Origin of the sequence: Bacillus coreaensis (genome assembly GCF_050586445.1) — a bacterium.
Lineage (GTDB): Bacteria > Bacillota > Bacilli > Bacillales > Cytobacillaceae > Robertmurraya_A > Robertmurraya_A coreaensis.
On record NZ_JBOCCY010000004.1, the window covers coordinates 269,750 to 284,721 of the forward strand.

At 36.8% G+C, this 14,972-nt stretch carries 11 protein-coding genes, 1 pseudogene and 1 riboswitch; of the genes and pseudogenes, 7 read left to right on the plus strand and 5 right to left on the minus strand.

The window, feature by feature from the left end; all coding sequences use genetic code 11:
* Nucleotides 1-129: 129 nt before the first annotated feature.
* Both ACQ5H4_RS08955 and ACQ5H4_RS08960 read left to right on the plus strand, forming a co-directional pair.
* Nucleotides 130-1,143, plus strand: a pseudogene (locus ACQ5H4_RS08955) (DnaD domain protein).
* A gap of 177 nt (nucleotides 1,144-1,320) precedes the next feature.
* Nucleotides 1,321-2,331 carry a GGDEF domain-containing protein gene (locus tag ACQ5H4_RS08960; protein ID WP_430774595.1) on the plus strand — a complete coding sequence of 337 codons (1,011 nt, stop codon included), beginning with the start codon at nucleotides 1,321-1,323 and terminating at the stop codon, nucleotides 2,329-2,331.
* A gap of 887 nt (nucleotides 2,332-3,218) precedes the next feature.
* Here the strand turns inward: ACQ5H4_RS08960 and ACQ5H4_RS08965 are convergent.
* Nucleotides 3,219-3,758: a competence protein ComK gene (locus ACQ5H4_RS08965; RefSeq protein ID WP_430774596.1), complete on the minus strand. Its 540-nt coding sequence runs from the start codon at nucleotides 3,756-3,758 to the stop codon at nucleotides 3,219-3,221.
* A 535-nt stretch (nucleotides 3,759-4,293) separates the two neighbouring features.
* Entirely contained in the window at nucleotides 4,294-4,782 is a 489-nt protein-coding gene (locus tag ACQ5H4_RS08970) for a sigma-70 family RNA polymerase sigma factor (protein ID WP_430774597.1), read from the minus strand.
* Between the two features lie 639 nt (nucleotides 4,783-5,421).
* On the opposite strand from ACQ5H4_RS08970, the gene ACQ5H4_RS08975 reads away from it, so the two are divergent.
* Nucleotides 5,422-6,252 (plus strand): hypothetical protein, encoded by an 831-nt coding sequence (locus ACQ5H4_RS08975; protein WP_430774598.1) that lies wholly within the window; start codon nucleotides 5,422-5,424, stop codon nucleotides 6,250-6,252.
* A 94-nt stretch (nucleotides 6,253-6,346) separates the two neighbouring features.
* On the opposite strand, the gene ACQ5H4_RS08980 is transcribed toward ACQ5H4_RS08975, so the two are convergent.
* Nucleotides 6,347-6,478, minus strand: a complete 132-nt coding sequence (locus tag ACQ5H4_RS08980) for a hypothetical protein (RefSeq protein ID WP_430774599.1) — start codon at nucleotides 6,476-6,478, stop codon at nucleotides 6,347-6,349.
* A 21-nt stretch (nucleotides 6,479-6,499) separates the two neighbouring features.
* Nucleotides 6,500-6,586: riboswitch (cyclic di-GMP riboswitch) on the minus strand.
* Nucleotides 6,587-6,675: 89 nt separating this feature from the next.
* Entirely contained in the window at nucleotides 6,676-7,404 is a 729-nt protein-coding gene (locus ACQ5H4_RS08985) for a PIG-L deacetylase family protein (RefSeq protein WP_430774600.1), read from the minus strand.
* A gap of 79 nt (nucleotides 7,405-7,483) precedes the next feature.
* Here ACQ5H4_RS08985 and ACQ5H4_RS08990 point away from each other — a divergent pair, with 79 nt between their 5' ends.
* From ACQ5H4_RS08990 to ACQ5H4_RS09005, 4 genes are all read left to right on the plus strand, one after another.
* Nucleotides 7,484-8,593, plus strand: a complete 1,110-nt coding sequence (locus ACQ5H4_RS08990; protein WP_430774601.1) for a heparan-alpha-glucosaminide N-acetyltransferase domain-containing protein — start codon at nucleotides 7,484-7,486, stop codon at nucleotides 8,591-8,593.
* 9 nt (nucleotides 8,594-8,602) lie between these two features.
* Entirely contained in the window at nucleotides 8,603-10,231 is a 1,629-nt protein-coding gene (locus tag ACQ5H4_RS08995) for a transglycosylase domain-containing protein (RefSeq protein WP_430774602.1), read from the plus strand.
* Between the two features lie 10 nt (nucleotides 10,232-10,241).
* Nucleotides 10,242-12,404 carry an O-antigen ligase family protein gene (locus tag ACQ5H4_RS09000; RefSeq protein ID WP_430774603.1) on the plus strand — a complete coding sequence of 721 codons (2,163 nt, stop codon included), beginning with the start codon at nucleotides 10,242-10,244 and terminating at the stop codon, nucleotides 12,402-12,404.
* Between the two features lie 93 nt (nucleotides 12,405-12,497).
* The gene (locus ACQ5H4_RS09005) at nucleotides 12,498-13,760 is read left to right on the plus strand and encodes a cell wall-binding repeat-containing protein (RefSeq protein ID WP_430774604.1); all 1,263 of its coding nucleotides are present in this window, start codon (nucleotides 12,498-12,500) and stop codon (nucleotides 13,758-13,760) included.
* A gap of 138 nt (nucleotides 13,761-13,898) precedes the next feature.
* On the opposite strand, the gene tagU is transcribed toward ACQ5H4_RS09005, so the two are convergent.
* Nucleotides 13,899-14,825 carry a polyisoprenyl-teichoic acid--peptidoglycan teichoic acid transferase TagU gene (tagU, locus tag ACQ5H4_RS09010; protein WP_430774605.1) on the minus strand — a complete coding sequence of 309 codons (927 nt, stop codon included), beginning with the start codon at nucleotides 14,823-14,825 and terminating at the stop codon, nucleotides 13,899-13,901.
* Nucleotides 14,826-14,972 lie beyond the last annotated feature (147 nt).

Genomic DNA, 14,972 nt, shown 5'->3' on the forward strand with positions numbered 1-14,972 from the left:
TTGTTCTTAAAACGGAATGGTTTTGTCACAAAGTATCTACATTTATAGAAAAAATTACCTAACGATTTTTAACATTCACCTATATAACTTCTATGAATGGATTTTTATTTGAAAGGGCTGAGGTTAAAGATGGCTAAGTATAGAATCGTACATACTAATTTTTGGCAAAATCCCATTGTTTTAGAAGAGATGACTCCGGAGGATAGGTACTTTTATCTCTATCTGATTACCAATCCACATACTACTCAAATTGGAATTTTTAAGATAACAAAGAAACAAATAGCTTTTGATTTGGGTTACTTACTTGAGAGTGTTCACTTGTTAATGGAACGATTCATTGTACATCACAAGTTGATACGTTACAATCCTGAGACTAGAGAACTAGCCATTAAAGACTGGGGCAAATTTATCTTGCATAAAGGCGGGAAACCAGTTATAGACTGCATTGCTTCCGAGTTAAAAGATGTTGAGGATCTTTCGTTGATCCAATATGTATCGGATACCATTAGTAAACGGGAAATCCTTAGTCTATACGAATCTTTTTATAAACAAGAAGAGAAGAGTTTCATTGAGGAGGTCGAAGAAGATGAAATGAATACATATGTAGATATGGAAAGTAAAGGGTTTGACGATACGTTCATGGGTCAAAATACGATACGTAGACAAAAAGAAAAAGAAAAACAAAAAGAAAAACAAAAAGAAAAACAACAACAAAAAAAGCTTTTAATCCTAATGTAGAGGAAAACCGACATATAGAGATTCCACTGCAAATGAATCAAGAAACAGAAGCTGTGAAAGAGATTGTTGAGTTTTGGGATTCTAATGGATTTGGTATTACGAACGTCCATGCGAAACAGCAGTTATTGTCTCGGTTGGATGATTCTATTTTTTTACAGCCAAAGGATATGATTTTAAAAGCCATGAGGATTGCCTGTGAGAATAATAATCGAAAATTGAACTATAGTTATGGGGATTATGAGAAAGTGGGAAAAAGAGTCATTTCTGACCGTTGAAGACACTATTTTGTATAGGGAAAATCAGAAGCAAGTTTTAAGGCATAGGCAATCAACCGTACCAGTTACTACTGGTAGAGATATTCCCCAGGAATTTGTATTCGATATTACAGCAGGTGAAGATTGGTGAAAAAGTGGGATATGGGGACAGGTTCCGTCATGTGGGGGAAAGAATCTAATCGTATTTGTTTTTTGGGCAAGGGACCTGACCGCTTGTACTCCTATATGCTATAATTTTACAGGAGAATGAAGCTTTAATCTGAATCATTTTGTCTTCACTACTACTCACGAACAGGAATGACCATCTATGATCGGTAATGAATTAATTCATCGTCGAAACGTTCTTTTGCTCAGCTTAATGGCTACTTTTTATTTCGTACAAGTTACGATCAATTTTTCCATTGAAGGATTAACAAGTGAATTTCCACCGGCTTTTTTATTCATCACTGTGGGTATTCTTGTGTTAATGATGATTCTTAGGAAAGTAAACCCAAGTGTGATCATGTATGTAATGATCTTCTGTACATATATCTATTTTTACTTTCTCTTGACTGATTCTCTGTACCTAGTCAATTACTTATTTATGTGGTTGGGGCTTCCTCTAAGTGCTATCTATCAAAACTATCGAGTGGTATTACTAGCTTTTACGGGCTCAATGATAATAAACTATTACTCTTTCTTTTACTTACATGAGGAAATATTCCCGAATGTCGTTAAGGGAGAATTTGTGTATCTCGTTTTGTTTGGTGTATTTTCTACGGCTTTTCTATTAACATTTATCCATATGACTCTCCGACTATGGAGGGAAACGAGAGAGGCGAATGAAAAGCTTCAGGAGATAGCCTATCATGATCCATTGACTGGGGCAGCTAACCGTTTATTGCTTAAGAAAGAATTTGAACTACTAAAGAATAAAGAAGTGGATTCCATCGCATTATTATTCCTGGATATGGATCAGTTTAAATACATCAATGACACGTTTGGTCATGATTTTGGAGATCAATTATTAGCGAAGGTTGTATTAAGGGTAAAAGGAAGGCTTAGGAAGTCGGATTTACTCTGTCGATTGGGTGGAGATGAGTTTGTGGTCCTATTATCAAATATAGACCACAAAGAGTTAGAAGGGCTATCAGCACGAATTCAATCCTCTATGGAACAGCCGCTGAGCATCAATGATCATACGATACAAGTTTCTGCAAGTATAGGCTCGTCGTTTACAACAGAATTATCCTGTGTTGATCTAGATGCAATGATTAAAGAAGCGGATGGAGATATGTACATGGCAAAGAGGATGGGAACGCGGGGACAGGCACTGTGACCCAATCTAGTTTTGAGATGAGGGACATTGAACTTGACCTTCCCTCACTTTTGATATAATCAAAATAAAAAGAGGAACCCCAATGTATAAAATATTTTTGTATACATCAGTCTTTACACTACTTTTTTTCATTATCTGGGTAGGGGTAGAAACAATACACATAAAAGTTGTTTTAGCTGTTATCGGTCTAACACTTTTAATACCAAAAGTAAGAAAAAAACTATACAAGACTCGCCTATTAATAAGAAAAAGTATAGTGGCTCTATATACGTCTTTGACTCTTACATGTTTGTCTTTTATTTTTGTCTTTAAAGAAGTTTTAACAAAATCGGATTTTGAGTTAACAAATTTTATGCTCATATTTGCTATATTTTTATACAGCGCTTTAGGAAACTTTATTTATGGAATACCTGTATCGTTATTTTCAGATTTGGTAACAGCAAGTCTAAAAAAATTTAGGATCTACAGTTCTTTCTTAATTCATATTGGATTTGGTTTACTTACTTGCTTTTTTATTGGTCCAGGTATGATCTTCGCGGCTCTCTGTTCATTAATCTTTTTTCTTATAGATGAATTTTTAAGGAAAAGAGATTATAGTCCTTATGAAATATAGACTTACATCTGTCTTGTTTGCGGAAAACTAAATCAATCCAATTTTAATAACATTTTGATTCTCAAAACTATGGTTTTATATCTTTTGTCACCAGAAAGGTTATATTGGTAACCAATTTGGCATTCTTTGGTGCACTTCTTATTAATTGGTAGAAAACCCCATGTAAGAGGTGGTACATTTCAATAGCTGTAATCAATAGTAAAGGTCAACCCTAAAACAGGTTGACCTACCGTTAAGTACCCATGGAGAATTCAATCAAACGTTTGATTGAAAATTACTTTTCCCGTTTTTTAAGGTTAATCCTTGGCTTTCTTTTATTTGGATCCAATACCATCAACATCGATCTTGGATTTTTCCCCATTTCGGTTGTTATGTTTCTGAGTTGCATGGCATTTTGGAGCTTGGTGTTAAAGGCAGTGATCGAGCAATGGATAATGAGAGTGGTCCCATTGGTGAATTCTATGTATGTTTTCTTATTATAACTGGTGGTGCGAACAATATGTGCAGGGTTAAACCAAATCGTGTCGTCATTCTTAGCTGATTTGTTAGAAAATAAGCAAATTCGTTGTATCGGGTTAATCATAACAGGTGGCATATGGATATCACCTAAAATCCATTTTGCTGATGACATGGCTCCTTTTAAATTATAACCAATAGATTTAATGCTGTTTTCTAATATGTGGAGAGGAGAATCATCTATGAACAAGGTCTTTTCCAGTTCTCTAACGATGGTACAAAGCTTTCCATTTCGATCATAAACACCATTCAGATAATGAGTATTCGGATTAATCATATAACATTCTACTAACAACAAGTTCCTCAGCTCCCTCAGCTTTCAAATAAGTTTACAATCCCCCCTTAACAATACCTCCTATACTTAATTAATGTCTTCCCCTTTCTTGTGATTATAAGTAAAAAGTAGTGGGTTTAAATACCTGTTGCAAGAAGTTCTTCCAAGGCAATATTGTGAATCGGAGGAACGGTTAGTGGTCTCATTTCCGAGTATCGATAGTGGTTTTCCCTTTTTTAGTACTTGTTTGTAGGGTTCGAGGCTTTAGTGATAATAATCACTTGCTTATATAAAGGGGGGATTTTACACGAGTAATTTTCGTAACTAAAGGGGGAGAAGATCGAACAATGACCGAGTCAGCGAATGTTGATATGCAGTTTCAAGCAGAAATTCGACCAGGAATTTTCAAATGCATAGACGGCAATCATCGAAAGGCAAGAGCCTATCGCAAGGAGTGAGCACATGTGCCTTCCTACAAGCTAAAGGGCGAACAGCTCTTGCGATTCTTTAAGGATAGAACTGAATATTGGACGTTCGTGGAGTATTAGAACTTAGAGCTTTAAGAAAGGGATGAGATAAGGAACCTGTCCTTTAGTCTCTTTCTAGCCCCTGATCGCCAAAGCTTTACGGTTGACTGTGAGACGTTTTCGAGTGTAGAAATCTCTTTAACGGTTAAGCCGTAAATGACAGTGTACATCAGCCATTTCTTTTCCTTATATGTTAACTCCTCACAATTCAAATCCTCCCATTCAAATGGAAGCCGACAGTTTAAGTCAGGGATGTATTCCCAACTTTCATCATCTATGCATACATAATGTTCCATATGCTTGTTTCTCTTGGTCATTTCCGTCTGGAGATGTCCTTTAATATAGGAATAAGCAAAGGAGGAAAAAGCTCCACGTTTTTGATCGTATCTTTCGGCAGCATGCCAAAGAGCAATTAATCCCGTTTGAAAGAATTCTTTTCGATTTTTATAGATACCTAGTGTCTGAATAATTTTGTGAATCATAGGCTCATATTGTTTTGCGATTACATTAAAGTGTTCCACTTGCTATCCCTTTCAGGAAGCGCGCTACCAATTGTATTCCCGGGTACCTTCACAATACTTGTTGGGAAGCTAATTGTTCCAATTGTGAAATGTGGAGTTGGTATACAAAATAAAGGCTTAAATTTCTGATTTGAAATAGATATGGGCTAAAAATATAGTAGATGTGACTCAAATTTTAAAAACAATGAAACTGGGGTATGGTTTTACAGAGATATAGTTCTATAGTAGTATTTAGGAGATTAATAGGAAATTGTGAGGTTGTTACATATGAAAAAGATACTGGGTGTTATCCTTGTTTCAGTGGTAACGGTTTTAGTGACGTTGGTTGTCTTATGGAAGTTAGACGTTATTATTCTTAATACTGAACCGGTAGTCCCCTGAAAAAGTAAAAAAAGTAGCAGGTGTGGATGAGCTTTCAAAGTTGTTAGATCTTGAATATCCGCGACTTGGAGATCCGATGGAACAGGCACATGAGTTATTAGATGAGGTAGCCTTTGAGTCAGAGGACCAAATTGATTTTTATTCTTAGAACAAGAAGAAAAGTTGTACGTTGAGTATCAGAAAGATCAAAATTCTAGTGAAGATACTATAATTTCAATGCATCTGTACACAGAAGGTGAGATAAAGGACATTCAAAAATTGGGAGAAAAAATGCTTCCTGAGGGATATTCCTTTGTCAAAAGTGACTACTCTGAATCGGAGGATAGAAATGAATCTTTTAGATATACAGAAACTAATTATGAAGACACTTTTATCTATGAACCTCCTAATCCGAATAGTTATGCTGCTGTACAAGTCACTCACAGTACATCTGATTTATTTTCCGATAAAGAAAAGGAAGAAATGCCTGAGAAGCCGATTATTTATAGAATGAAAGTTTTTCTTGTAGAGGATTTAGAGGAGTTTGAACTCGAAGTAGGTACAGTGGAAGATGTAGTCACAGACAAGGAGGGTAGTGAAGAAGTGGTGGTGGAGGAACAAGACTCTGCCGAAAACAATGAGCAGACAAGCGATCAACCTTTTAATGATGAGGTTGTTCATAGAAATAATAATATCTTAGGAGAGGGAGATTTCTTATCTTTTGCCTCTCAAGGAATGATTAATGGGATAGATGTTTCAGTTGGTTCACCAATTGGTCCTACTATTGAAAATGTAATCGGTTTGCCTGAAGAAGAGTGGGAATCGCATGGAGGAAAGCTACTAATCTACAATAGCAATGGTTATGGACTTGGAGTGGATTATGATTACGAAGCATACCCCGAGTCACCTGTTTATAGTCTCTACCTTCCTATTAAACTTTCCTATGATGATCTAATTCGGTCATTAGGTGAACCTGAAGAGGAAGGACAAAGTGAAGTCGACTCCAGATATTATCTTTATTATCAGGCAGGAGAATATTCAATCTATGTAAATAATAGTGGAGGGAGTGCAATCGGCACATTTGACTCCATTACCTTGAAGGCGAGATGAGAGGTAGCAGTGTGGAACTAAGAAAACTCTCTTTGGAGCGGATATAATAAATAGAAGCAGTCTATCAAAGATAGGCTGCTTCTCTATATAACTACTATAATTGGTGGGAAAGCATTGTTACTACAGCACTTAAAATCATTGTACCTAGGATAATTGATGCGTAAAGAATAACTTTATTTCTCTTTCTTCTTACCATCACTTCTTCAGGTGTAAGAAATCTTGACATATCCCATTCTCCTTTGTTATTGATAATAGCTGGCTGGCTTTATCCTTTTGATAGAGGCCCCTATAGTTTTGCGTGAGTCACCTTTCAGCGACCTTGCCTTTAGTATCTAGTACTATTATTGTGTAAAGGAGACAAAAGGTTAATAGGAAAATGTGACTAAATGTCAAACGTTGTCGAAATTTTTATTGTGCGGGTTCCTATCTATGCCATCGACTTTCCATATAACTCGTTGCTGATGAAAAGTAATCAGTTACAGATATAAGGCCGATGCTATATTTTCCTTCCTCTGGCTTCCAAATTCCATAGGCGTTTAATGCTTGTTGATAGGTTTTTTTTGAACCAAAACGCATTTTGACCTTCTTTGAATAGGAAATATTTTCAAATTCCTGAATGGGAATATGATAATATCCACGTTCGGTAATTCCCTCAGAAGTTAACTCTCTTAAGGCTATTCCGGTAGAAGCATGATCAGCATGTGGGTCTTGATCACTCATCACATGGTGCTTCGCCCCAATATATTTCTTCTCCATTTCCTGAATGACCTCTTTTACTAACTCACTCGTAAATTCTCCATCAGGTAGATCTTTTATGATAATATGATTTTCAGGTACTCCCATCGAAGTAACGGAATGTTTAAATTCCTCGATTCGAGCCTCTCCAAATACCTCTAATCCAATCGGTTGCTTTCCTTCACTTTCTAATTTTGCATTAACCTTATTTATTGCGGAACTTGCTAATCCTTGTGAAAGAAGAACAACGTAAACCTCGTTCCCCTTTTTTACCTCTTTAATAATAGAAGCACCCATACTTAGTACTTCGTCATCAGCATGTGGAGAATAAAATATGACTGTTTCTTTTTTGAAAAATAGAAAACTACTGAATAGTAATGTGACAGCAAGTAAGGCGAAAATTGTAAAATGCTTCAAAAAAATGACCTCTTTTCTGCTTTTTTGGCGAAAAATATTATATCATAGAATGGAATTGAAAGAGAAAGGATTCAAATAAATGACAGAAGAAATGCAGTCAACCAAAAAGAAGGATCGCTTCCGTTCTCTAGATGTAACGAGGGGCTTAATTGTTATGCTTTCGGTCTTGTTGTATCATATCCCACCTGGAGGATATGAAGCGCTACGTCATGCGGAATGGTATAACGTGAAAATTATGGACTTTATTCTACCTTGCTTTATCACAGTTTTCGGAACAGGGATGGCATTCGCCTACCATCGTGGAATCGCTTGGGGGAAGTTCTTAACCAGAACCATTCGTTTGATTGTCTATGGTTTTATTTTTAATATGGTCGTTGCTTGGAGTATTGATTTTACTACTCTACGAATAACAGGGGTGTTGCAACTCTATGCTGTATTGGGACTAGTAACGGTATTATTAACAACATACATTCCTTGGAAAAAGCTTTTTCTACCCGTCATTCTCTTAGTTATCACACAAGGATGGATCTTGCTTTCCTTCAGTAACAGTTGTGTGAAAGGGTTGCCTCAAATAGACTGTAATCCATCTGGAATGATTGATGTCATGATATTTGGTGCCTCTCATTTATATAGAGGTGGAACCGCTGGGTATGACCCGGAAGGTATTTTAACAATATTTGGAGCCTTAACCAATGTATTAATAGGTTTTATAGCTGGGAAAATTTTATTGGAATATCGAAAGAGGGGGGCATGGATAAAGCTATTTGGCTTGGGTACGCTTGTTGTTGTAATTGCCTACTTTACCTCAGACATTCTTCCTTATAGCAAAAAGATCTGGACACCTACCTTTGCCCTATTAACTGCAGGAACTAGTATACTAGCGCTGAGTATTCTCTATATACTAGTGGATGTCATAAATAAGAATCAAAAGAATGGATTGATTTGGTTTATTGAAGCCTACGGGCGAAATAGCTTCTTTATCTATTTTGGAAAAATGGTTCTGTTCTCCATCATAACCCATTGGACGATTCATATGGGTGGTATGGACAAATCTATATCTACGATTATTTATGACTATATCGCGATATATACGGAGATTCCTCAGCTCATGTACGCATTTGTCATGTTTATCGGATGGTCGTTGGTTGCCATCATCCTTCATAAAATGAAATGGTATGTAAAGGTGTAGGGCTAGAATATGAATAAATACAAAAAAGGAACACGAAATTGGTTCAAAATCATCCTTCTACTCGCATGTCTCATTGCCTGTACATGGGTCGGCCTTGAAATAAAGGGTATACATGATCTCTTATATAAAAAATATTCTGTCACGTTCTATGATGATAAAGATAAAAAGATAATAAAGATTGAACAAAAGCTTATTGATTATGACCAAATAAAGGACGTTCTTCCCATGATTCAAGCGGTTTCAAGTAAGGAGATGGAAAACCAACTCAATCAGGAAGGTCTTTTCGCAACTACCTATTCTTCACTTTTCATGAATGAGGAAGAAGAGATAGCCAGTTACTATAATCATCAATACTTTGGCGGTGGAATGATGGGAATAGCGACCGCTGCTGACTATCTTTTTCAAAAGGATATCCAACAACTAGAAACATCTGAATGGATTTATCTTCTTGCTTTAGTGGATGGCAAAAAAGAGCTTGTTACAGAGGAGACGGCAAACATTAATACCTATATAAAAAAGGTGAATGATGAGCTGCTACGTAAAAAAATACTAACTACTTCTGAGGTAACTAAGGTAGAGGGAGAAATCCCTACTCTTATTCAGACGACCAATGATCAGCCAATCGCTGAGTGGTATTCATATTTTGATTTGGTGCTAAGTGAAGCCGCATATGTAGAGGGGGTATCTGAGCAAGAGTTGCTGAAAGATCACATAAAACTATACACGGAGCTTGACTCTAATCTGCAGAAGAAGACATTTGACACCTTCCAAGTTAATGAGAATTTTCCTGAAAGTGTACACGTAGAGAATCCCATTGAAGGGAGTATGATCGTGATCGATCATACGACTGGTGGTGTAAAGGCGTTAGTAGGTGGAAGAAATCCTTTTGGCTTCATCCAAAATCAAGCAACTGAATTGAAGCGTCCACCAGCGTCAACTTTTAAACCGTTAGTCGTCTTTGCACCTGCTATGGAAGCGGGTTGGAAGGCTTCAGATGAGTTAAAAGATGTTCCACTTCAGTTAGAAGATTTTAAGCCCAAAAACCACGATAAAAGCTACCGTATTAAAGTGACATTAGAACAAGCGATCGTTCAATCTCTCAATGTACCTTCAGTTTGGTTGTTAGATCAAATCGGACTCCAAACAGGGATTGATTATCTGAGGAAATTCCAGCTGTTCACATACCATCCTTTAGATGAATACCGAGTGGCATTGGGCTTTTTAAGAGAGGGTACCTCCCCGTACCAGCTAGCGCAAGCTTATACAGCATTTCCGAATGAAGGAAAGATGAAAACAGGGCATGCATTGAAACAGGTAGAAGGTGAACATGTTCGATTCGAGGTCGAATCTGAACAAAGGGAGATTTATACAAAGGAAACAGCTGAAGCTACACTGGACCTATTAAAAAAAGTGGTAGAGGAAGGAACGGCACAGCGAGCAAAGCTTCCAAACACCATTACCTATGGAAAAACAGGGACCACTTCTTATGATGGGTGGTTTGTCGGGATTTCTTCAAAGTATACTGCTGCTGTTTGGGTTGGCACTCAAAGGCAAGCGAGTGGACTTGAGCAAGAAGTGGCGGGTGGAAGTGCACCTGCTGAAATATATAAAAAGATTATGACAACAGATAGTAAATAAGGAGGGCATCATGAGTTTTCGAGCAATCATCTTTGGTTTTGTTTGTCTTCTTTTCATTTTCACCCCTTTCCAAAAGGGGCTTTATTTTGACTCCAACCTATATATGATCGAACTATTCATCTTTTTATTTTTTATTTTGGTCGTTAGTTATCAGTTAATTAGGCAGAAGCAGGTACTTTTACAGTTTCCACTACTAATCGTTGTCCTGCCTCTATGTTGGGTTGTTTCCTATTTCTTTGCTGAAACACCATTAGGAGTGATTAATCAAATTCTGCGATGGACGGCTTATAGTGCGTTATTTTATGTGATGTCTTATGTCGCACTGAGCGAAAAATATAGAACCTATTTACTTTATTTAGTACATCTAACAGGTATTATACTAGCTTTCCATGCCATTCTCGGATATATGGGACTAATTGAAGCCGAAGATATCATTTTAGCTGATAGGTTAGCGGGTGTTTTTCAATACCCGAATACACTAGCGGTTTTATTAGGGGCATTGTTTTTATTCTCCATAATAAAGATATTGGATCCATTATTATCAAGGAAAGAAAGAGTGTTCTATGGTGCACCTATCGTTTTGTATGTATTGTTACTTCTCTTCACAGAATCTCGAGCAGTCATAGCTCTTCTCCCTGTTAGTTGGCTGATTTCGCTTCTAGTGTTAAAAATTGCAGATCAGGTACGAATGACTATTTTAACCATACTTGCTGGTGCATGGGGTCTTATCGGTTATCAGTTCTTTGCTCAGCATCACCTCTTGCTGTTAGGTACCATAATAGTTGCTTCTGTAGCATTGATCTGGGTAAGTGAGTATTCGCTAAAACTAGATATAAAAGTAGAAAAAGGCGTAGGAAGAATAAAAGGAATTCACTTTATTCTTCCTATCGTGGGCCTCGGCTCTATAGTGCTTTTAGCGCTAGATCTATTCTATAAGGGTTTTGTTTCTAGATTATTACCTGCAGCAATACAGGACAGATTATATAATCAGCCTGATACCTTTATGGAGAGAATGATCATTGCCAAGGACGTTATTCGGGCTAGCATGGATGCCCCTATCTTTGGCTTTGGGGGAAATGCATGGGGCGTTCTTTATCCTTCTTATCAATCATTACCGTATCAAGCTCGGGAAATTCATAATGGATTTTTAGAGTGGTTAATTAATACAGGTTGGTTGGGGCTACTTTCGTTTTTCATTGTTTTTACTTATTTATTCATTCAAGTCTTTAAACAAATAAAAATAGAAATGAACTATACAGCGATTTCTGCACTGATCTTTATTCTAATGATCTTTATTCATAGTGTAATTGATTTCAATCTTTCTTTTGGAACCATTTGGTTATTTATTTTTACAATAATGGCTGTTGCTCTTCCAGTTGAGAAGGTAAGTATTGGATCTAGGTCGAAAGGCATCTTGATTACGGGAATGAGTATGTTGGTCGTACTTGTGCTATTTTCTAGCGTTTATTCGTATCGGTTTCTCCAATCAAACCAGGTTTATGAAAATGCCTTAGAGGAACAATCAACTTCTGTTATCAAGACAGAAGTATATAAATCCTTACAATATAACCCGTACGATGTTGAGAAGTGGAATGCTCTAGGGATTCTCCTGGAAGATAGTAGTACGATTGATAAACAAATAGAACTGGAGCCAAATAACCCAAAGGTCTATCAAAATGCAGCCAATCTGTTTGAGGAAATAGGGAATGTAAAAAAAAGTCTAGTGATGGTTGAGAAGGGGTTAGAGTTAGATGCAATGAACAACGATCTCCGAACAAAGGAGATACAGTTAAACACCAACTTGGCTCTTTCTGAAGGGAAATCATACGCTGAAATGGCTATTAAGAGGTATAAGAAATACCAATCTGATGTAGAAAAGATAAATGTGGCACTTCCTAGCCAACGTTACAATAGTCGGGAATTTGCTGTAAGCGAGGAAGCCATTTATTATACGGCTCTTTCGTACTTCCATTTAGAACAATGGGAGGATATTAATCTGATCATACCTGACCCTACAAAGGTGAAAAATCAACAGGTCAAAATTAGATTATTGGTCCTTAGTGAAATAGCCTCGGATAAAATGGATATTCCATCTCCTTATATTCAATGGATTAGAAAACACGAAAGTGAAGAGGAATATATCTCCTATTATAAACAAATTTTAGGACTTTAAATAAATAAATGGAAATAATCCATTTTTCTGGTATAATAGTCAAGGTGTGTGATTATACCTAATCTTGATAAAACTAATATAGGTCTATGGTATGTGTTCACGCTAAATAATATTTCAACGATCACCCGCCTTTCAACTAGCGGGAACGAAATTAGCAGCTTAAAAGGTTTAAATAGTCTAACAAAAATTGACCAGCTTGATCTTAGTGATAATAAGATTAGTAGCTTAGAAGGTCTAAATCTATCTGTTTCCGAACATGCTTATGGGACATTTGATTTTAGTGGAAACAACATTAAGACAGTAGGAGAACTAAGTAAGCTTGCTTCTGCTGAAATGGACTTAAGAAACAATGATATTTCTGATATCACTCCATTAAAAAATATGAAGAGTGGTGCATTGTACTTAACAGGAAATCCATTAAATGCTGATTCATTAGCATTGATTAAAGTATTAAAAGACCGTGGAGTATATGTAGAATATAATGAAACGGTTACACGAGTGTCTGGAAGCACACGTTACGATACAGCTGCCCAAATCTCTCAACAAGGTTGGGAAACAGCAGATACTGTTATTATTGTTCGTGGAGATGATTTCCCAGATGCACTAGCTGGGGCTCCACTTGCCTATCAATATGATGCACCAATTCTTATGTCTGCAAAAGACAGTCTTGGTACAGCTACAACAAATGAAATCAAGCGTCTTGGTGCAACGAATGCCATTATTCTTGGTGGAACAGGTGTATTATCAGATAACGTAAAGTCTGAGTTAACGAAATTAGGTCTTGATACTCGCCGAATTGGTGGGAAAAATCGTTATGAAACATCGAAGCTAATTGCAGAAGAGTTAAACCCTACTGATACAGCTGTAGTTGCGTTTGGTAGAAACTTCCCAGATGCTTTAGCCGTTGCTTCTTATGCAGCGGTTATGGGATATCCAATCCTATTAACAGAAAAGGAATCTCTTCCTGCAGAAACATCTGCTGTACTTGATGACAAGTCAAACACCATTGTAGTTGGTGGAACAGGTGCGGTAAGTGATAAAGTGTATAAGCAATTACCTGGAGCAGATCGTGTATCTGGAGCAACAAGATATGAAACTGCTGCAAAGATTATTTCAAAATTCGATGAATCAGGTATCCCGGTTGAAAAAGCATTTATTGCAAACGGACGTGGATTTGCTGATGCATTAACAGGCTCTGTCCTTGCGGCAAAACAAGGTGCACCACTTCTACTAGTAGAGCAATCTTATGTACCAGCAGAAACTAGTGCCGCCATTTCAGATAGCAAGATTAATGAATTTACTATCTTAGGTGGTAAGAATGCTGTGTCAGATTCAATTTACAATGAACTAAAGTAATAGTAAATACCTTGACCGGATGAATGATCATCCGGGTTTTTTTTTATAGGAATGACTGTGTTTATGCATTAACTTGTTAAAAGGTGATAATAGTCTAATAAAAAAAAGACAACCCCATTGGATTGCCTTCAACAACTTCTATAGTTCTAAATGACCTTTTAACTCATTTTGTACCCTAGCTTTTTCTTCTTCGGATACTACCAAATAGTAAATGCTATTGATCTTAGTTCCTTTGCCAGTTACTTGAAGTTGTTCGATATTTTTAGCTGCGTTTTTATAATTTGCTTGAATATCCACCATTTCATCAAAGGTAATATTTGTTTTTACATTTTTACCAAGAGCGGCGAATATATCGTCAAATTTTGTTAAAGAGCTAAAGCTTGCACCGCGATTCACAACACCTTGAATAACCTGACGCTGTCTTTGTTGGCGACCAAAATCACCTTGTGGATCCTCATAGCGCATTCTAACATAGGATAAAGCCTGGTCACCATTTAAGCTGATTAGACCTTCATTAAAGTTAAAGCCATCTTGAGAAAAATTCAGAGTATTATTCACTTGTATTCCGCCCACTGCATTAACAATATCCTTAAAACCTTCCATATTCACACGAACATAATAATCAATAGGTATATCAAGGAAGTTCTCCACTGTATTCATCGCCATTTCTTCTCTACCGAATGCGTATGCATGATTAATTTTATCTTGGGTCCCGCGCCCAACAATCTCTGTTCGTGTATCACGTGGAATACTGAGCATTTTAATAGAGTTTAGATTGGGATTCACTGTTAATACAATAGTGGTATCGGAACGACCACTGTCGCCTTCTCTCTGATCCACACCCAATATTAAAATTGAGAAAGGATCCTTTTTCTCAAGCGTCACCTGTTCCTCACGTTTATCTGATTTTCCTCGATCGATTGGCTGGTGCATCGTATCAACTGCTTTAGTTAAAGAGTGATATACCGAATATATATAGGCACCCGCGCCAACAAATAGTAGTAAAGCTACTATCCCTAAAACCTTCACCCAGGTTCTTTTTTTCTTTTTATTCTCTCTTTTCAACGTAATTCCTCCTGAATATGACAAAAGTCTACATACTACAATACCAGAAAAACTGTAATAAAAAAATATAAAAATATGGTAGAGATATGGGAAATAAGTAACTATATTCGACAATATTTGTTCTGCCAATTTTCACAAGTACTTGTC

Coding starts and splice junctions, on each gene's coding strand:
- ACQ5H4_RS08960 (WP_430774595.1), top strand. CDS start 1,321: ATGATCGGTAATGAATTAATTCATCGTCGAAACGTTCTTTTGCTCAGC.
- ACQ5H4_RS08980 (WP_430774599.1), bottom strand. CDS start 6,478: ATGTCAAGATTTCTTACACCTGAAGAAGTGATGGTAAGAAGAAAGAGA.
- ACQ5H4_RS08995 (WP_430774602.1), top strand. CDS start 8,603: ATGAATAAATACAAAAAAGGAACACGAAATTGGTTCAAAATCATCCTT.
- ACQ5H4_RS09000 (WP_430774603.1), top strand. CDS start 10,242: ATGAGTTTTCGAGCAATCATCTTTGGTTTTGTTTGTCTTCTTTTCATT.
- ACQ5H4_RS08990 (WP_430774601.1), top strand. CDS start 7,484: ATGACAGAAGAAATGCAGTCAACCAAAAAGAAGGATCGCTTCCGTTCT.